This is a genomic window from Sphingobacterium zeae, assembly GCF_030818895.1.
Classification (GTDB): Bacteria; Bacteroidota; Bacteroidia; order Sphingobacteriales; family Sphingobacteriaceae; genus Sphingobacterium; species Sphingobacterium zeae.
In genome coordinates this window covers 1,264,084-1,283,606 of sequence record NZ_JAUTBA010000001.1, presented here as the reverse complement: position 1 = coordinate 1,283,606, position 19,523 = coordinate 1,264,084, and the positions used below count along the sequence as shown (strand labels likewise).

Annotated in this window: 16 protein-coding genes; 10 read left to right on the top strand and 6 right to left on the bottom strand. The window is 40.1% G+C overall.

Features of this window, described 5'->3' with window-relative positions; genetic code table 11:
* Positions 1–130: 130 nt before the first annotated feature.
* The 4 genes from QE382_RS05205 (at position 131) to QE382_RS05190 (ending at position 3,745) form a co-directional block, all read left to right on the top strand.
* On the top strand, positions 131–628 hold the full coding sequence (locus QE382_RS05205; protein WP_209581364.1) for a cupin domain-containing protein: 498 nt from the start codon (positions 131–133) through the stop codon (positions 626–628).
* A 236-nt stretch (positions 629–864) separates the two neighbouring features.
* Positions 865–1,659 carry a hypothetical protein gene (locus QE382_RS05200; protein WP_307184970.1) on the top strand — a complete coding sequence of 265 codons (795 nt, stop codon included), beginning with the start codon at positions 865–867 and terminating at the stop codon, positions 1,657–1,659.
* Entirely contained in the window at positions 1,617–2,726 is a 1,110-nt protein-coding gene (locus QE382_RS05195) for a hypothetical protein (protein ID WP_307184969.1), read from the top strand. Before QE382_RS05200 ends, QE382_RS05195 begins: the two co-directional genes overlap by 43 nt.
* A gap of 26 nt (positions 2,727–2,752) precedes the next feature.
* The gene (locus QE382_RS05190) at positions 2,753–3,745 is read left to right on the top strand and encodes a hypothetical protein (protein WP_307184968.1); all 993 of its coding nucleotides are present in this window, start codon (positions 2,753–2,755) and stop codon (positions 3,743–3,745) included.
* 71 nt (positions 3,746–3,816) lie between these two features.
* Here QE382_RS05190 and QE382_RS05185 read toward each other — a convergent pair whose 3' ends face one another.
* Together QE382_RS05185 and QE382_RS05180 are read right to left on the bottom strand one after the other, a co-directional pair.
* Positions 3,817–4,926: a zinc finger domain-containing protein gene (locus QE382_RS05185; protein WP_307184967.1), complete on the bottom strand. Its 1,110-nt coding sequence runs from the start codon at positions 4,924–4,926 to the stop codon at positions 3,817–3,819.
* A gap of 23 nt (positions 4,927–4,949) precedes the next feature.
* Positions 4,950–6,098 (bottom strand): SPFH domain-containing protein, encoded by a 1,149-nt coding sequence (locus tag QE382_RS05180; protein ID WP_307184966.1) that lies wholly within the window; start codon positions 6,096–6,098, stop codon positions 4,950–4,952.
* A gap of 167 nt (positions 6,099–6,265) precedes the next feature.
* Between QE382_RS05180 and QE382_RS05175 the strand changes: the two genes are divergently transcribed.
* From QE382_RS05175 to QE382_RS05165, 3 genes are all read left to right on the top strand, one after another.
* Positions 6,266–8,119: a DNA topoisomerase IV subunit B gene (locus QE382_RS05175; protein WP_307184965.1), complete on the top strand. Its 1,854-nt coding sequence runs from the start codon at positions 6,266–6,268 to the stop codon at positions 8,117–8,119.
* A gap of 39 nt (positions 8,120–8,158) precedes the next feature.
* Positions 8,159–9,001 (top strand): formyltetrahydrofolate deformylase, encoded by an 843-nt coding sequence (gene purU / locus QE382_RS05170; RefSeq protein WP_307184964.1) that lies wholly within the window; start codon positions 8,159–8,161, stop codon positions 8,999–9,001.
* 83 nt (positions 9,002–9,084) lie between these two features.
* Positions 9,085–10,863, top strand: coding sequence for a hypothetical protein (locus tag QE382_RS05165; protein WP_307184963.1), 1,779 nt, complete (start codon positions 9,085–9,087; stop codon positions 10,861–10,863).
* A gap of 94 nt (positions 10,864–10,957) precedes the next feature.
* Here the strand turns inward: QE382_RS05165 and QE382_RS05160 are convergent, their stop codons facing one another.
* From QE382_RS05160 to QE382_RS05150, 3 genes are all read right to left on the bottom strand, one after another.
* On the bottom strand, positions 10,958–11,863 hold the full coding sequence (locus QE382_RS05160; protein WP_307184962.1) for a class I SAM-dependent methyltransferase: 906 nt from the start codon (positions 11,861–11,863) through the stop codon (positions 10,958–10,960).
* A 107-nt stretch (positions 11,864–11,970) separates the two neighbouring features.
* Entirely contained in the window at positions 11,971–12,729 is a 759-nt protein-coding gene (locus QE382_RS05155; protein ID WP_307184961.1) for an ABC transporter ATP-binding protein, read from the bottom strand.
* Between the two features lie 9 nt (positions 12,730–12,738).
* The gene (locus QE382_RS05150) at positions 12,739–13,473 is read right to left on the bottom strand and encodes an MlaE family ABC transporter permease (RefSeq protein WP_293956721.1); all 735 of its coding nucleotides are present in this window, start codon (positions 13,471–13,473) and stop codon (positions 12,739–12,741) included.
* Positions 13,474–13,719: 246 nt separating this feature from the next.
* Here QE382_RS05150 and QE382_RS05145 point away from each other — a divergent pair, with 246 nt between their 5' ends.
* Positions 13,720–14,670, top strand: a complete 951-nt coding sequence (locus QE382_RS05145; protein ID WP_307184960.1) for a toast rack family protein — start codon at positions 13,720–13,722, stop codon at positions 14,668–14,670.
* A gap of 45 nt (positions 14,671–14,715) precedes the next feature.
* On the top strand, positions 14,716–16,722 hold the full coding sequence (ispG, locus tag QE382_RS05140; protein ID WP_307184959.1) for a (E)-4-hydroxy-3-methylbut-2-enyl-diphosphate synthase: 2,007 nt from the start codon (positions 14,716–14,718) through the stop codon (positions 16,720–16,722).
* Between the two features lie 94 nt (positions 16,723–16,816).
* Here the strand turns inward: ispG and QE382_RS05135 are convergent, their stop codons facing one another.
* Positions 16,817–17,251, bottom strand: coding sequence for a T9SS type A sorting domain-containing protein (locus QE382_RS05135; protein ID WP_307184958.1), 435 nt, complete (start codon positions 17,249–17,251; stop codon positions 16,817–16,819).
* A gap of 259 nt (positions 17,252–17,510) precedes the next feature.
* On the opposite strand from QE382_RS05135, the gene QE382_RS05130 reads away from it, so the two are divergent.
* Positions 17,511–19,457, top strand: a complete 1,947-nt coding sequence (locus QE382_RS05130) for a KUP/HAK/KT family potassium transporter (protein ID WP_307184957.1) — start codon at positions 17,511–17,513, stop codon at positions 19,455–19,457.
* The last annotated feature ends 66 nt before the right edge of the window (positions 19,458–19,523 follow it).

Here is a 19,523-nt window from a genome sequence, read left to right as displayed (position 1 = left end):
TTGAGCACAACTAAAGAAACGACTATAGTCAGTACATAAATATTGCTAAAACGGTTAACTTAAATTATTAATAGATTTTTTCTATATTTAGCTGCTAAATTAACAAATAACAAATTTTTAGAATTGTAATATGGCTATAGATAAAATTGCATTGTTTGAAAATGTACAGGAAATGCTCACTTCCAAAGGTTTTCGTATCGATAAATCAGATGCAGCACGTCCTTGGGGCGGATTTTTCGTCATTGACGAATCGCAGGCACAGGAATTTGCAGATGAATATTTCGGCGGAATGGATGTGCAAGAATTAAGAATATCCGGAAAATTAAGTCCTAAAATTCTAATTGTTGCACCGGATAAAAGACTATCTTGGCAATACCACCACCGCCGGGCTGAAATCTGGCGTGTTATTCAAGGTAACGTAGGGGTTATGGTTTCTGACACAGATGAAGAATCTGTTGTGTCTACATTGAAAGAAGGGGAAACAATCCGGTTGCGCCAAGGACAACGCCACCGTTTAATTGGATTGGACGGCTTCGGTATTTTAGCAGAAATTTGGCAACATACAGATGCCAACAACCCTTCTGATGAAGACGATATCGTTCGCGTACAGGACGATTTTGGCAGATAATAGTCCCACAGGACCGTTACCGCCAAAACAAAGATTCCCAATTGTTGATTGGGAATCTTTGTTTTTACCCCAAACATAAAGTGCCATAGCAGCTGATTCACTCTCCCCACGTTGCATTTCATCGCTTTTATCCAAGCTCGCATACCCCCGTGTCCATTTCAGCTATTCCATAGCGCAATTCATTAGAAGAGAATAGTATTTTTTATTATTTTAGTAAAGATATAAGCAACTATGACATGATGAGCAACGACGACACTAAAAGAGGATCTGGTATATTAAACAGTCTGAAAAAATTAATTTTTGAAGATGATCAACCCCAGCAAAGCCAGCGCCCACAAACGCCATCGGCGCCTGCACCAAATGCTATTCCAAACACCCCTTTTAAGGAACCATCCTATTCTCCAGCTCCGCCAACAACTGGAAAAACACCTCCTCCAATCCCGATAACGGCCAACGATGGAACTACCGACCTTAAAGAAATGAAATTAAAGGTCTATGCTATTCTAGAAAAACTAAATGAACAAGGGGTAGACTTTTTTGAGGTATGGAATGCTGCAGCAGCAATGGGAAAAGTGGAGGAAAACACACTCAAAGCAGCTTATACCTCACTTAAATTTGTAGACAGTTCATTGTCTAAAGAAAAATTGATCGCAACTGGCACAAATTATGCTAATAAACTCAAAGAAACCATTGTCAAAGAATCGGAACAGAAACAGGCTGAAAAGAGAAAAACTGAACAGGACCGAACCATGGAGATTGCAAATCTGACTGCTGAAATCAAAACAATAACGGAAAATATTGCAAAATTGCAAGATGATTTACAGAAAAAACAGCTCGCTTTGGGACAGATTAATGAAAAGTACGAACCCAGAATTAAAGATATTGAACAAAAAATAAACATCGGCAATGCAGCCGTTGATGAGGTTGTTACCGAAATCAATACTGCACTACGTATGATTAATTCAATCGATAACATAAAAATAAATCAATGGAAAGAAAAGATCAGTATGTTAACATTCCCGCTGAGATAAAGACGCAACTTCCGATATTTCAGGTATTGGGCGATCATCTGCCTGCACAGCTACAATCTACAGAAGCAAAAAAGACTGCATCAAAGGTTTTCTTTTGGGCAATTTTACTCGGTGGCGCCTTTGCATTTTTCAAATATTTACCGATTATGTTGGAATATGCTGGAAAAAGCATACTTTTTGTCATATTTAGTATTATCCTGATTACCTTATTACTGTTAGCCCCCAAGATTATCGCACTATTGCATCGACTTGGCACCGTTTTACTCTTTAAAGGAGAAAAATCGATCATTAGAAATAACCCAATAGAAACCTTACAATTGCTGTCAAGAGATGCAAAAGACACGCTGAAACGAGTAAAGGAAAAAATTAGCAATGTCGATGGAGTCCGCATTGATATGATTCAAAGCGGTGAAACAGCACAAAAGACTGCGGAAGAAAAATATACGTATGCCAAACGTTTTACAGCGGAAGCAGCTAATCTCGATGAAAAATCAAAAGAAGAAGCCAATAAAAATAACGCAGAAAAAGCAAATGCTTATGCAAGAGATGCTAAAGAAACGCGTACTAAAGCCTTTCTATTGGGAAAAGAAGGAGAATCAGAAGAGCAAAATGCGCGTAGCTATGTTCAGTATGCCAATCAGTTTGCTAAAGTATTGGAAGTACTCAAAGACAATGAAAGCGCCGCCCGAATTTATGTTAGCACCTTAGATAGCAGCATTTCCATCATTTCAAAGAAGCTAGAAGCAACCCAAAAAATGAAGAATGCCACCGACGGTCTTGCTGATGTGTTCAATATCAAAGATGGCTGGGCCTTCCAGGAAGCCATGAACGCCGCAACAGGTGCCATTAGCCAAAATATAGCCTCTATCCGGTCCAATTTGGATTTTTTGGATCAAAACAACAACATCACTGTCGGTGGAGCGCCAACCCAGGGTGAACTAGAGGAATTCATCCGCAAAGTAGACGAGCGTAATCTGAAGGTTTTGAATGTAACACAGATGACAGACGCTAGCTATGAGCTTAAGCCCGAAGAGAAAGTGGATAAAGGATTTACACTACTTGATTAATTATAAAATTATATTACTTCAACATTATGGAAGAAAAATCAACATGGGCAAGATTAAGATGGCCTATTAAAGCAATTATTATTGCCTTACCTATCCTCGCAATCGGTTACTGGGCAATGCAATCGGGCAAATTTGATGCTAACCCTACTGTACAAACAGACTCAACCAGTCACAAAAATGCGGATTCAAATCACTCATCTGGCTCGAAAGATACACGTTCATTCAACTATCAACCTGAAAAGCCTGTTGACGGTGAATACAAAGGAGTGGTTGAAGTGGGCGCCTCTGGTTTCAATTCCTTCGTCGTCAATATGGATAAAGAGAATCGTTGGGAAATCGTTTCCAAAGATTTTGGAAAATCTTTTGCTTATGAAGGATTGGCAAATACCGAAGATATTCGCAAAGGATTAAAAGACTATATCGGCATGATGCTGGATAAAGGTGTTAAATCGAAAAATATACATTTTGTCATTAGCTCTGGAGCGCAAAAGGAACCCAAAACAACTATCATTAGCAGCGAACTTAGAAAAATGGGCTTTGTGGTCAACTTGGTTACAGCAGAGCAAGAAGGAAAGCTTGCATTAAAATCGGTCCTTCCAAAAGCATATGAAGACAATGCATTTGTTGTTGACATTGGGTCTGGTAATACAAAAATTTCATGGATCGATGGCGATACAAAATCTGTCGAAGCACCCGGTGCGAAGTACTATGAGAAAGATCTCAAAGATGATGCTGTCTATGCAGAAGTAAAAAAATTAGGCGAAAAGATTCCCGCAAATAAAAGAGAAGTTTGTTTTATCATCGGTGGCGTTCCTTTTGAACTTGCTTCGCAAACGCGCCAAGGAGAAGAACGTTTTACCGTTTTGAATGACCCAGCTTCCTACAACACAGATAAAATAAAAACAAAAAGCGGTGTTAACATTTATAAAGCAATTAAAGATGCGACCAACTGCGATACCTTTGTTTTTGATTGGGATGCCAACTTTACCATTGGATTCTTACTATCGTTAAACAAATAGGCACCTTTTAGCATATAAAAAAGCGCTGTTCTCAAACGAAGAGAACAGCGCTTTCTTTTATTAGCTATGTTTCATCCCATAAAGCTTAAGACATACAGAACAATAAGGATTGCTAATATCAAAAAAGCTAATTTCCAAAAGCTATAAGGCCGTTGCCCATACACTTTACCATTAAATGCATTAACCATGATCTGATAACTCTTTCCCTTGTATTGATAAGCAGACAACCAAACTGGCAAAAGAATATATTTCAATTTAATGGATTTAAAATCACTATCAATAGAATCGATATCCTGCGTATCGCCACCGATGTCATGCTCAACCTGTCGCTCGATTTCCCGGTCCATGATCGCTCGGGCAGTTGTCGCTGCTTTCACATGATCTACACTGAAAGTTTCCGCGATAAAGCCACTTAAATATTGCTCATTGAAAGGTTTTAGATAACCCAAATTCCAAGGTCCGATTTTATCAGAGAACTTTTCGGGAAGAGATGTTGATCCCGAAATGACAATATCCTTAAATTGACTATAGATACTACCTGAAGCTGGATACCAATTTGTTCGTCTTTCTTGGTATTCTTCCGTCTCACCATCCGAATTGCGTCTTGTACGCGTCACATAATAATACTCGCCACGTGACCCCACATAGTCAGAATGTACATCTGCATCATAAGACCAAAATGGTATATACACTCCTTTTAAACGATCATTTCTTGAATTAAAAATTCGCTTAAAGTCATTCGGAGCGAACCATATCTTACCGGCCCACTGTGTCAATAACCCAAAAGCATTTTTGTAATCAACGGAAAAGGGAACAAGACCATGCGGTTTTACAATACGCTTTTGCTGATGGTCAATAACCAATGGTGAAGCACAAAAAGCACACAAATCCGCGGTGACGTGCGCATTTAACCTTGAATTTGCACCACAGTTTCCGCAATGCACAACCTCAGCTAAATAACTATATCGTTCATCTTCGAGTCCTTCCATCGCGGCTCCAAAGACCTTATAATCTGTTGATTCAATACGACCATTTTCTGGCAACTGATCAGCTATTTCATTTCTGGTTCCGCAATAGGAACATGCTAAATAGGAAGTACCAGGCTGATAAGTCAAAATTGCACCACAACCCTGACATTTCAGTCCTTGCTCTATCTCGGAGGTTTTTTCTTCAAAACTCATAAAACTTGGTCGTCCGTTTTATCCTAAACTCCTGGTATCGGTGGCGGGTTCTGCGAAAACAGATCCTTTAATTCGCCTACCTTTTCAGCTTCAATCCAGTTTTCAAGTCCCTCTTTCCAAACCAAGGTGGCAAGTGTCATCGTGCCCGCTTTTACAAGACCGCGCAGCTGTTCATGATCAAATGGTCCTTCCTGTTTTCCTTTAATCGCGAGATAATATGCCACGCTTTTAGGCAGCGGCGGCGGCCCCGCTGTTGTAGCAGAAGCACCTGCGCCCCCTGCTCCAGTTGGATTATTTCCATCAAAACTATTTTGTTGAAAGACATTTCCCATCTGACCAACCATTCCTGCCCCTAATCCAGCGCCGAACCCCGCGCCGACGATACCTCCACTAGTTGGATTCTCAGCAGCTTTCTCCATCGAATTAGCCGCTTGAAATTGAGCATATGCCCCAAGATTACCAACAACTCCCATGCTACTTCGCTTATCAAGTGCCTTTTCAACTTCCTCTGGGAAAGAAATATTTTCTATTAAAAACTTCGTTAAACTTAATCCCAACTCTTCAAAATCGGCTCCAATTTTCTGCTGTATCAAGGCCGATACTTCATCGTAGTTGGATGCGAGATCCAACGCAGGAATTTTGGACTCAGCAATAGCATCCATCCCTCTCGATACCGCAATGTTTCGAAGCTGTTCTGTGATATCTTCAACCGTAAATACCGGTGTTGTTGAAACCAGCTGTTTCATAAACACAGTAACATCTTTCACTTGAAAGGAAAAATTACCAAAAGCTCGGAGACGAATGGGGCCAAATTCAGGATCCCGCAACATGATTGGATTTTTGGTGCCCCATTTCTGATTAACAAATTGACGAAGATTCACAAAATAAACATCCGCTTTGAAAGGACTGTTGAATCCATACTTCCAGCCTCTAATGGTAGTCATGATTGGCATGTTTTGGGTCGTCAATTCGTAACGACCGGGCTGAAAGACATCAGCCACCACACCTTCGTTTAAAAATACGGCAGCCTGTCCTTCCCTTACGGTCAATTGTGCACCCATTTTTATTTCATTCTGATACCTTGGAAATTTCCACACAATTGTATCTGTACTATTATCGACCCATTCGATAATATCGACAAACTCATTCCTGATTTTATCAAAGAATCCCATAAATTATTCGCTTTAAAATTACTTACACTAAATGTAAACATTTCCCGGCAAACCAGCAATTTTCACCATGTGGACATAAACTGGGGATATCTAAAAAATTTAGCCTTTTAAACTACTTATCGTAGTTTATTTTTTTTACTTTTGTTAGCTAAGTTCTACATAAATTTATGAGTACATATAACGAAGACAGCATTAGGTCCCTGGATTGGAAAGAGCATATTCGCCTTCGTCCGGGAATGTACATTGGAAAGTTGGGGGACGGTTCGGCCTATGATGATGGTATTTATGTTTTATTGAAAGAGGTCGTTGACAACTCCATCGATGAGTTTGTTATGGGAGCTGGTAAAACGATTGATATCACGGTAAACGAGAATAAGGTTTCCGTACGCGATTATGGACGTGGTATTCCAATTGGTTCTGTTGTTGATGTTGTTTCTAAAATCAATACAGGTGGTAAATATGATAGTAAGGCTTTCCAAAAGTCCGTCGGTTTAAATGGGGTCGGCACGAAAGCAGTGAACGCTTTGTCCAGTCAGTTCACCGTACAGTCCTATCGGCAAAATATTACCCGCATCGCGCAATTCGCTAAGGGAGAGTTAGTCCATGATGAACAAAAAGAAACAACGCAACGAAATGGCACAGCGGTAACATTCTATCCAGACGACTCCATTTTCCGGAATTATAAATACAGACTAGAATTTGTTGAAAACATGATCTGGAATTATGTGTTCCTGAATTCTGGGCTTACGATTAATTTCAATAATCAGAAATTTATTTCCGAGCATGGTCTAAAAGACTTATTGGAACGTAATATTGATGCCGAATCCATGCGCTATCCAATTATTCACCTGCGTGGTGAAGACATTGAAATTGCCATGACACATGGACAACAATATGGAGAGGAATACTATTCCTTCGTAAACGGACAACATACAACCCAAGGGGGAACACATCAGGCAGCATTTCGTGAAGCACTCGTCAAAACGATCCGCGAATTCTACAAAAAAGAATTTGACGCATCGGATATTCGGTCTTCAATCATCGGAGCAATCGCCATCAAAGTACAAGAACCTGTTTTCGAATCTCAAACTAAAACAAAATTGGGTTCCCAAAGTGTCGGTCCTGAAGGCCCGACTGTAAGAGGCTTCATTAATGACTTTGTAAAAAAAGCATTGGATGATTACCTGCATAAAAATCCAGCTACGGCAGATGCCCTTCAGAAACGAATCCTGCAATCCGAACGTGAGCGCAAGGACATCGCGGGTATTAAAAAACTGGCCAACGAAAGGGCAAAAAAAGCCTCGCTTCATAATCGTAAACTACGTGACTGTAAAGTGCATTTTAGCGATAAAAATGAACGTAACCAAGAAACAACTTTGTTTATCACTGAAGGGGATTCGGCATCTGGCTCCATTACCAAATCGCGGGATGTGCAGACTCAAGCTGTTTTCAGTTTGAAAGGAAAACCGTTAAACTCATACGGTATGTCCAAAAAGATTGTTTATGAAAACGAAGAATTTAACCTCTTACAACATGCACTTAATATTGAAGATGGTCTCGACGGGTTACGCTACAACAATATCGTAATCGCTACCGATGCCGACGTCGACGGCATGCACATCCGTCTGTTGTTATTGACATTTTTCTTGCAGTTTTTTCCAGACCTTGTCAAAGCTGGTCACGTTTCCATTTTGCAGACGCCCCTTTTCCGTGTCCGCAACAAAAAGGAAACAATTTATTGTTATTCCGACGAAGAACGGCAAAAAGCAATCGCAAAATTAGGCGCTAAACCCGAAATTACCCGATTCAAAGGTCTGGGTGAAATATCACCTTCCGAGTTTGGTTTATTTATTGGAAAAGATATCCGCCTTGACCCGGTTATCTTGTCCAAAGACAATAAAATCCAACAGTTATTAGAATATTACATGGGTAAAAACACGCCCGATAGACAAAAACATATCGTCGAAAATCTACGTGTTGAAGTTGACCTTGAAGAAGAACTAACAAAAAAAGCGGGTTAACATAGCCCGCTTTTTTTCAATAACCTACATCCAAATTTCATGTACAACCAAACCTTAATTTTGATCCAATGTCAAGACGCCGTTGGACTAGTCGCCAACATCTCCAACACGCTAGCAAAATATCAGCTCAATATTGTCACCATGCGCGAATATGTAGATGAAGAAGCCAATAAATTCTTCGTGCGTGTAGTCTGTAACGGTCTAGTAATGGATCAAAAACAACTTTCCGACTCCTTGGCTGAGGTACTTCCTCCGTCTGCTCAAATACAGATCAACCCCAATACCCGAAAAAAGATTGTTGTCTTGGTGACCAAAGAGCATCACTGCCTTGCAGACATACTCGTACGACAGCATTTCGAAACTTGGGGAGCCGAAGTACAGGCTGTCATTGGCAATTATGAATCGCTACGCTCTTTTACAGAAAAATTTGACATTCCTTTTCACTGTATCTCACATGAAAACCTGACAAAGGAAACGTTCGAAAAAAAACTGATAGCACAAATCCAACAATATCATTTCGATTATATCATTTTAGCTAAATTCATGCGAATCTTATCACCAGCGTTTGTTGGAACTTTTGAGAATAAATTAGTGAATATCCACCATTCCTTCCTACCGGCATTTATAGGCGCCAACCCCTACAAACAGGCACATGCAAGAGGTGTTAAGATTATTGGAGCCACAGCGCATTTCGTGACCGACCAACTTGATGAAGGTCCGATCATCGTCCAGGATATACGGCATGTCAACCACACCTACACAGTAAAGGATATGGTTACTGCCGGAAAGGAAATAGAAAAAGCCGTTTTAAGCCGGGCAATTCGCCTGCTTAGCGAGGATCGTGTCATGCGCAACGACTACAAAACAATTGTATTTGAATAGTGATTACAATCATCTCCCCATAAAACAATCATTACTTTTTTTTTGCGTTATTCTCCATTATTTCGTAAAAGAAATATTTAAGAATGACGCACACTTTTCATATCCCCGTATTAGGCTTAGCTTTCTCGATCGATTCAGCAATTAAGGTTGCCCAGTACGGAATCTCCTCCGTGATGTCTATCGTTGACGATGAACTAATCGAGCGCATGCGCTGCTATTACTGTGGAGAATATCAAATCCCCTATCAACCAATCCTCACATCTGAAGAAGATTATCGGGCAAATAGAATCACAGCGTACCTCAATCTGGTACAATTTGTGGTCAATAAACAAATTACAGCCTTAAAACATCAACCCTTTACAGAAGGCTCAGAATTGGCAAAATACTTTCAGCTTCTACCAGATTCACATCCATCCAAGCCGCTGTATCACGCTATGGAAATTGAAACAAATCTGGCCATTAAGACCGAACTCCAAGATTTATTGATCACTTATCTAAAGGCAGGTGACATTGATGTTAATATCATGTCCAAAGTTGACAAGATAAATTATAAAAACGGTAAGGTATTAGACGAGCGCTTTTCTGATGCACTAGCAGCCTTACGTGGCTTTGCAAATTCCAATCTTCATTCTTCACTTATCCTTTCCGCTGGAATGAATCCACACTTATATGCTTACCTTGCTGAATTGCCAGCTTTCTTCCCTGATAATGAAAGTATGTTCGACAAAAAGGTAACACTCAAAGTAAGTGATTTCCGATCGGCACTCATTCAGGCAAAATATCTCGCCAAAAGAGGGGTTTGGGTATCTGAATTCAGAATAGAATCCGGTTTGAACTGCGGTGGACATGCTTTCGCAACGGATGGCTTTCTTCTTGGTCCAATCCTTCAAGAATTCAAAGAAAAGAAAGAAAGTTTAAAAGCCGAACTTTTCGAGATATACAAAGAATATTGGAATGCTCAAAAGCGCTTTCTAACCATACCTCCCGTTATCAAATATACGGTTCAAGGAGGGGTGGGTACCGCTTTAGAACATGAGTTTTTTTTAGATTATTACGGATTTGACGCTGTAGGCTGGGGATCTCCATTCCTAATGGTACCCGAAGCAACTACGGTAGATCAAGAAACGTTGAAAACATTGGAACTTGCCGAAAAAGAAGACTTCTACTGCAGTGGAGCATCTCCATTAGGGATTCCATTCAACAACTTTAGAAAAAGTGGCGCTGAGCACCTTCGGGTAGAACGAATTAAAAAAGGCCGCCCTGGAAGCCCCTGCAAAAAAGAGTATCTCATTTCCAACACCGAGTTCAGTGACAAGCCCATCTGCACCGCATCACGCGTATATCAACATCAAAAGATACAGGAACTAACACAACAGAACCTGTCTGCTGCTGAATACGAAAAAGCTTTTGAGGCCATTACCGAAAAGACCTGTCTTTGTGAAGGACTCGCAGCACCTGCCTATCTCAAGTACAATATCCAGAAGACTAAAGAACAGACCGCCGTAGCCATTTGCCCGGGTCCAAATCTCGTTTGGTTTAAAAAACAATATACTTTACGGGAAATGATCGACCATATCTATGGCCGTATCTCAGTCTTTGACAATAACAATCGCCCATTTGTCCTGATCAACGAGCTCAACCTGTATATTGATCATATTCAAAAATATGTAACAGACAATCAAAACATCATAAACGATAAAAAGATAAAGTACGTAGCCAAATTTAAAGCGCAATTACAAGCCGGAATTGCTTACTATGAAGAGCTAGTTCAACATTTATCACATATCCCACAGAACATGATCGCAGCCATCCCAAAGCAGCTGGAACTCGCATCGTTACGGTTGAAGGACATCCATATGTAATGCCCTAATACATATTAAAAAATTGTATCTGATAACAACCACGGGGCGCTTGTTTAAGCGCCCCGTGGTTGTTATCAGAAATCTTTTGACCGTCTTACTTCGCTATCTTACGGAATTTACCAAATACGCCAAGTGGAAGTTTCGGCCCTGCAGTTGCTTGTAAAAATAGCTCACCTATTTCTAAGTTTTCAACCTTTGGAAAAGCAGTCTTAATTAAATTTTCCACAATAACCGAAGAGAAACCTAAAGAATACGTATTTAAAATCAAAAAATGTTCTTTAGGATCCAATAGCTGAACAACCTCTGTCATCATTTCCATAATGTGGTCTTCTAATTTCCATTTCTCGCCTTTCGGTCCATGTCCATAAGCTGGTGGATCCAAAATAATTCCGTTATAGGTATTACCTCTTTTCAGTTCACGCTTTACAAACTTCAACGCATCCTCAACAACCCAACGAATGTTATCCAAGTTAGAAATTTCCATATTTTCATTCGCCCAGGTAACAACCTGTTTAATCGAATCCACGTGCGTTGTATCCGCGCCAGCAGCTTTCGCTATTAGAGATGCTCCTCCCGTATATGCAAAAAGATTGAGAACCTTCGGTTTTTCCGTTTTAAACGAACGAACAGATTCCGAAATATAGTCCCAATTTACAGCCTGCTCCGGAAATATCCCCACGTGCTTAAAAGATGTCAGGCCCAATCTAAATTTGATGGCCACGTCGCTATTTTTATATTCGATATGCCAACGATCCTGAACCTTCGGATTTTTCTTCAACCATTCTCCAGAAGTAGCCGACCGACCTTTGAATTTGATATGATAACGCTTGTTCCATTCTGCTTCGCTCAACGCCTTAGGCCATACAGCCTGAGGCTCAGGTCTGATCAGAATTAAATCACCAAAGCGTTCCAATTTTTCAAAATCACCACAATCAATGAGTTCATAGTCGCTCCAATGCTGTGGAGTCAATAGTTGTATATTTGTTGCTGCCAAAATCAAAATTTTCCGACAAAACTAAGCTAAATTTCAATATAAAAGAAATCCGCTTGATCCTAAGCACGATCAACGCCTAAAAATCGGGCGCACTAAAACAATAATTTCATGCGTTATTCCCCCATTGAGGCCTTAGCACTTTTCATCAATGGACTTGCAAAGACAAAGTTGTTCAATTCTTTCACATCCGAGCGCATCATATCCTTATTGGACCCTTCCCAAAATTTCGCGCCTTGGTAAAGAAATAAAATATATTCCCCTATTCCCATCACAGAATTCATATCATGCGTAACAACAACTGTTGTACATTTTAATTCTTGAGTAATCTTCAAAACCAATTCATCAATAACAATAGAAGTTTCAGGGTCCAGCCCCGAATTAGGTTCATCACAAAAAAGGTATTTGGGATTCATACTGATCGCACGTGCAATACCTACACGCTTTTTCATCCCGCCTGAGAGCTCGGCAGGAAAAAGCTTATTCCTCCCCTCCAGATTCACCTGTTCTAGACAATGATTTGCCCGGTCTAATTTCTCCGCTTTCGACATGTCCGTAAACATATCCAAAGAAAACATAATATTTTGTTCGACAGTCATCGAATCAAATAATGCTGAATTCTGAAAAAGCATACCTATTTCTTTACGAATGGGAACACGCTCTTCAAAATTCATCCGAGTAAAATCTTTACCGTCAAAAATGACCTTTCCTTTTTCCGGTTGATGCAACCCCACGATACACTTCAGTAAGGTACTCTTTCCCGACCCCGAACCGCCAATTATCAAACTTACTTTACCGGGTTCAAAATTCGCACTGATACCTTTCAGTACATGATTATCACCAAACGACTTGTTAATATCTTCGATTTGAATCATAAAATCTTTTTAAAGCATTAGTGCCGTAATTACATAATCCGCCGCTAGAATGGTAATACAGCCTACCACAACAGCTTCCGTGCTCGCCTGCCCAACTTCCAAAGCCCCGCCCTTCACATGATATCCTTTGTAAGCAGATATCGATGTAATAATAAATCCAAAGACCACCGCTTTTACTAGTGCCACCGTTACGGTAAAACCATTAAAGCCATCTTGAATCCCCAAAATATAATCTGCCTGCGTAACAGCTCCCGAAAGGGATCCCCCCAACAAGCCGCCCACCAAGGCGCACACGATGGAAATAATCACTAACATCGGAATCATGGTGACACCAGCCAAAATTTTAGGCAAAATTAAATAGCCAGGAGCATTGATCCCCATAATTTCCAAGGCATCAATCTGCTCAGTGACACGCATAGATCCAATCTGTGAAGATATAGACGAACCAATTTTTCCCATTAAAACCAAGCCAGAGATTGTTGGCCCCAATTCCAAGATATTCGAATCCCGATTGATAGAGCCTATAATCGAATTAGGTATCAAGTCCGAAACCATTTGAAAGGCTATTTGCATGGTCATAACAGCACCAATAAACGTGGAGATAATGACGATAAGGCCGAGCGAGCCGATACCAATATCGGTCATTGCCAATACAGTCTCCTTCCAATAAATCCGGCCTTTCTCCGGTCTTTTAAATACTGATTTGAGGAGTATGAGATATGCACCAATGTGATGAAAGATCATGTTATCTATTTAATTTCAATGTTTTACGTCAATTATAGGACTATATTAAGCCGAGATATCCATTAAAGGTAATTAATTCCCGCTAATATATAAACAAGCGAAAAGCCAAAAAGTAAAGGAAAAACGAAATTACTTACCGATCAATTGGTCACATTTACCGATTTTTTATGTATAATAGCCTAAACATTCATACAGTATCTCCCAAATCGAATTACTTTTGAGATATATTAACAAACAGAATTAGTTATGAATACACGAAGAATAACAACTGGTATCACCATTCTCTTTATAGGCGTTGTCTTATTATTGTCACAGCTTGACACAATTTCATTCAATTGGGCAGGTATTTTTAGATATTGGCCGCTATTTATCGTTCTTGCAGGAATTCGTATGCTAGTACCCAGAGATCAACAGATTGGACAATTTGTTGCCATTGGCTCTACCGTGGTCATTTTAGGGTTTCTGACATACATCGGCCTATCTACCCCCAAAGAACCACTTTTAACACAGCTATTAAAAAGTAAAACACTTGGCGTCAAATATAATGATGATCCAAATGATAAAACGAACTATACGACAGAAAAGCTAAACGTACCACTGCACGATAAAATCCATAGCGCTACCTTGAATCTTGATCTAGGCGCCACCTCATTAAGAAATGATAGCAGCACGACGTCACAGATCTTCTCGGCATATAATACCTCAAAAGAATATTTACTAGGCGTAACCGTACATGGAGAGTCTACCGAAAAAATTGACATCAACTTAAAAGGGAAATTCCAAAACAAGGATTTCAATAGCAAAAATAATAATACTTTTATTGCTTTAAACCCTAACATCGTATGGAACCTGAATTTTGATGTGGGCGCTATTGATGCCAAGCTGGATCTTTCGCCCTATAAAATAGAGGCATTAGATATCGATGCCGGTGCAACAAGTTTAAAACTAAAATTGGGTCAGCCACTGGCTACAACAAAAATTTCGATGGACGCCGGAGCGTCCTCAATCGAAATCATGATCCCAAAAAACGCGGCCTGCCGTATTACAAGCGATAATGCGTTATCGTCTACAGATTATGAGGGTGATTTCCTCAAAAGCGAAGGAGAAGCAAAATCGATAAATTACGACACAGCTACTCAAAAATTCGATTTTGACATCAACGGTGGTATTGCATCAATAAAAATTAGAAGATATTAATTGACAGCCGATTTTTAGTCAAGAAAAGTTAACTTTGTGTTAGATATGGACACAAGTAATATGTTGACATTGCCTGGAATCTATTGCAATTCCAAGGTAGATTATTCGAGATGGAAAACGAGGGAAATTCAAATCGGTGATACCCCAATGGGTGGCGATAATCCCATTCGTATTCAAAGTATGACAACGGTAGATACCATGGATACGATGGGGTCAGTTGAACAGACCATTCGGATGGTCGAAGCGGGCTGCGAATACGTTCGTATTACCGCTCCCAGTATTAAAGAAGCACAGAATTTAGCCAATATAAAGAATGAACTCCGGCGAAGAGGATATCAAGTTCCTTTAGTTGCTGATATCCATTTTACCCCCAATGCTGCTGAGGTAGCCGCCCGTATCGTAGAGAAAGTAAGGGTCAACCCCGGAAACTATGCAGACAAGAAAAAATTCGATCAGCTGTCGTATACAGAGGGTGAATATAAACTCGAATTGGAGCGCATCTATCACAAATTTGCTCCACTTGTCAATATTTGTAAAGAAAATGGTACCGCCATGCGCATTGGCACAAACCATGGCTCCTTATCCGACAGAATTATGAGCCATTATGGTGATACGCCTGAAGGGATGGTTGAATCGGCCATGGAGTTTATCCGGATGTGCGAAGACCTGAATTTTTATAATCTCTGTATCTCCATGAAATCATCCAATCCGCAGGTCATGGTAAAGGCCTACCGTTTGTTGGTCGAAAAAATGGTTTCCGAAAACATGAACTACCCGCTACATCTTGGAGTAACCGAAGCCGGAGACGGAGAAGATGGTCGTGTAAAATCTGCCGTCGGCATTGGAACACTGTTGGAGGATGGACTGGGAGATACGGTACGTGTGTCGTTAACCGAAGAGCCCGAACGTGAAGCCCCTGTTGCAATAGCCCTTGTCAATCGATATAGCAGACGGCAGGCAAACCTCGAGCTCCATCCCAAACAAGAAATTATTCAACTGTCCACAGACACACCCATTGTCCCTTATACCAGCGAAGAAGTAAATACATTCATCGGGGGGTCTTTAGTTCCCAGGATTGTCGTTGATATCTCAAAAGAAAATTTGAAAGACGCCCAGATACTTGCCAAAGTTGGCTATCGCTATGATATCCTATTGGATAAATATCACATGGGCGAGCAGTCTGTAGACTTTGTTTATCTCGCTGATAGTTTGCCGTCTTTCACCATGCCGGCCAACCTGAAACAGATTTATAACTACGACACTTGGTTCAAACTTGCTGATAAGACCAACATACATCCCCTCTTTACCTTAGAACAATTCGTAGCATCGGATCATAAAGATGCGGTGTTGAATATGGTCAAAATCTGCAATTCAGATTTGTTGACCCCACTGTTTGAATCTTTACAGCTTGACAAAACGGTTGTATTTATAGTAGAAACCGATTACTTGCACGGCATGGCAGATCAAAGACAATTTTTCCGTAATTTGCAGGAAATAGGCATCAACAATCCTGTCATTATTAAACGCTCCTATCCAAAAGAAGATTTCTCAGGCCCTATTGGAGAATATATGAATCCCGAAGAACCTATTTCCAAAATACAGCTTTATGCATCGACAGATCTAGGCGCGCTATTGATCGATGGCTTAGGATCGGGAATCTGGATTGAATCTCCTGCGACAGCATTGGAAAACATAGCCTCATTATCTTTCGGAATATTGCAGGCAACGCGATCCAGAATATCCAAAACAGAATATATATCCTGCCCAAGTTGCGGCAGAACCTTGTTTGATCTACAAGAAACTACCCAGATGATTCGAAGCCGCACGAACCATTTAAAAGGCTTAAAAATTGGTATCATGGGCTGCATTGTTAATGGCCCTGGTGAAATGGCTGATGCAGACTACGGCTATGTTGGAGCGGGACCTGATAAAGTTACTTTGTATAGAGGGCAGCAGGTTGTCAAGAAAAATGTGAGTTCTGCACATGCCTTGGACGAATTGATCAAGATCATTAAAGATGATGGCCTTTGGATCGAAGAATTACAAGACTAAAGCCACAACTAAAACTATACAAAAACAGCAGCGGGAATCAAATATTCCCGCTGCTGTTTTTGTATACTAACGAATTACGCCGTAAATTATCTCCCTATCGGATAGAAAATCTTTTAACAACAGTTTCAGAACCAGCCACTACCCTTACGAAGTAAAATCCTGTGGTTAATTTTCCACCATGTTCAAAAGAAAGATTTTGAATTCCTGAATCCAGATTACCATTCATTAATTGAAGAATCTCATTGCCTAATGCGTCCATAACTTTGATAGAAACACCCGAAGATTTTGCCAATTTAAAAGAAAGGTTTATTTGTTCTGCAATCGGATTATAGAATACCTTAACATTATTGATCAGTTTCTCGGTCTCTTTGATCGATTTGTCACTTCCGAATGACTCAATGCCGTCCCAAATGTGTTGCGAAAAAGTATGGTCATAAGGAGACTTTGCATACACCCGCGCCCCTTCACTGCACCATGTCAGTGCGGATAATAGTGTTAAAAAAGCTGCTTTAAGTAGATTTCTCCCCATAGTGTTAAATTAGACTTCAAATACTGGTTACGGTTTAATCAAATATAACGCTAACTATTTGAATTATCAACAACAAAGTTAGTATTTTGTTTAAAAGATTTTTATCAAGAAGAGCCTTTCTAAGTTTCTTTTAACAAATTTTAACAGCTCTTGCGCATGTCAAATGAAATGCTAAAATTTGGCGCAGCAAATGTACCTACTTAAAGTACAGGCAAAAAGTATATTTTTGCAGTATATTTTGAAATAAAATACTTGACAAATGGCAGACAATAGTCATCACAGCAGTATCAATAAGGTGAGTTTCGCCGGATTATTGATCAGTTTAGGAATTGTTTTTGGAGATATAGGAACCTCCCCATTATACGTTTTCAAAGCAATCATGGGACAAGGAGCCATCCAAAAAGACCTGGTCTTGGGAGGACTATCCTGCGTTTTTTGGACACTGACACTCCAAACAACCGTTAAATACGTTTGGATTACATTACGGGCAGACAATAAAGGTGAGGGTGGAATCTTATCCCTTTATTCTTTGGTACGTAGGCGGGCGCCTTGGTTAATCTTTCCTGCGATGATAGGTGCAGCCACCCTTTTGGCTGATGGAATGATCACACCTGCCATCACCATATCTTCGGCTATTGAAGGTCTAGACATCAAATTCCCAGGATTACCTACAGTTCCTATCGTTGTTACAATCATATCTTTGTTATTTATTATTCAGCGATTTGGAACATCCGTTGTTGGAAAGGTTTTTGGACCGTTAATGACCATCTGGTTTTCAATCATTGGCGTGCTTGGTTTATCCCATCTCCACCTTGCACCGGAGGTGATGAAAGCAATCAATCCCTATTACGCCTTTCATATTCTGATTACTTACCCGCATTCGCTATTATTGATTGGAGCCGTGTTTTTATGCACTACCGGAGCCGAGGCCTTATATTCCGATATGGGGCACTGTGGTAAAAACAATATTCGTATTAGCTGGATTTATGTAAAGATCACACTGATATTAAATTATTTCGGACAAGGTGCCTGGTTATTGACCCAGGAGGGACGTGTCCTAGGGGGAGCAAACCCCTTCTACTCGATCATGCCCGATTGGTTTATCGGCTACGGTATCGCTATAGCGACAATTGCTGCTGTCATAGCGAGTCAAGCCATGATATCCGGATCTTATACCTTAATTTCGGAAGCAGTACGATTGAATATATGGCCTAAAGTTGCTATTCGCTATCCAAGCGAACATAAAGGACAGCTGTATGTTCCTTCCATCAATTTAATTTTATGGATAGGCTGTATGATTGTCATCTGGGTTTTCGAAGAATCAAGCCGAATGGATGCAGCCTATGGTCTCGCTATCAATCTAACCGTTTTGATGACGACAGTTTTAATGGGTTATTTTCTGTCAATGAAAAAAGTCAATCGTGCAGTGATTGCTATATTCTTGATCGCCTACTTTGTCATCGAGTTAACTTTCTTAGTAGGAAATGGTGTAAAAATTGCCCATGGTGGCTGGTTAACCCTGATGCTTGCCACAGCATTATTCGTAACGATGTACTGTTGGTATACAGCGCGGAAAATTAAAAATCGCTATGTCAACTTTATCAATATCAACAAATATTACCCCATCATCTCAGAATTAAGCGAAGACAAATCTGTGCCACCATATGCATCGCATTTAGTGTACCTAACAAGCGCAAATTTTAAATCAGAGATAGAAGCAAAAATTATTTATTCCATTATAAATAAAAAACCAAAGCGGGCTGACGTATATTGGCTGGTACATGTTGATGTGATGGATCATCCACACACCAAAGAATATTCAATCGATCAACTTATTCCTGGCAAGTTAATACGAATCGATTTCAAACTTGGGTTTAGAGAAGAACAACGCATCAGTTTATTGTTTAGAAAAGTTGTGGAAGAAATGGTGAAAAAGGGTGAAATCGACATTACCAGCCAGTACGATACCTTACGGAAACATAATATACCAGGCGATTTCAAATTTGTTGTCTTAGAAAAGGTACTTTCCAAAACCAATCAGATGACCTGGATTGAAAAGGTTATTATGGACATCTATGGTTACCTCAAAAAAATGAGTTTATCCGAAGAAAAAGGTTTCGGTTTGGATTCCAGTTTTGTTACCATAGAGCGCGTACCGCTCAACTTTCCACAAACTTCAGAAGTCCATCTTATACGCAAAGATTAATACGTTTCAAGGTGATGCTTTGGCATCACCTTTTTTATTCAATAGAATTGCATTACTTTTGTTGCA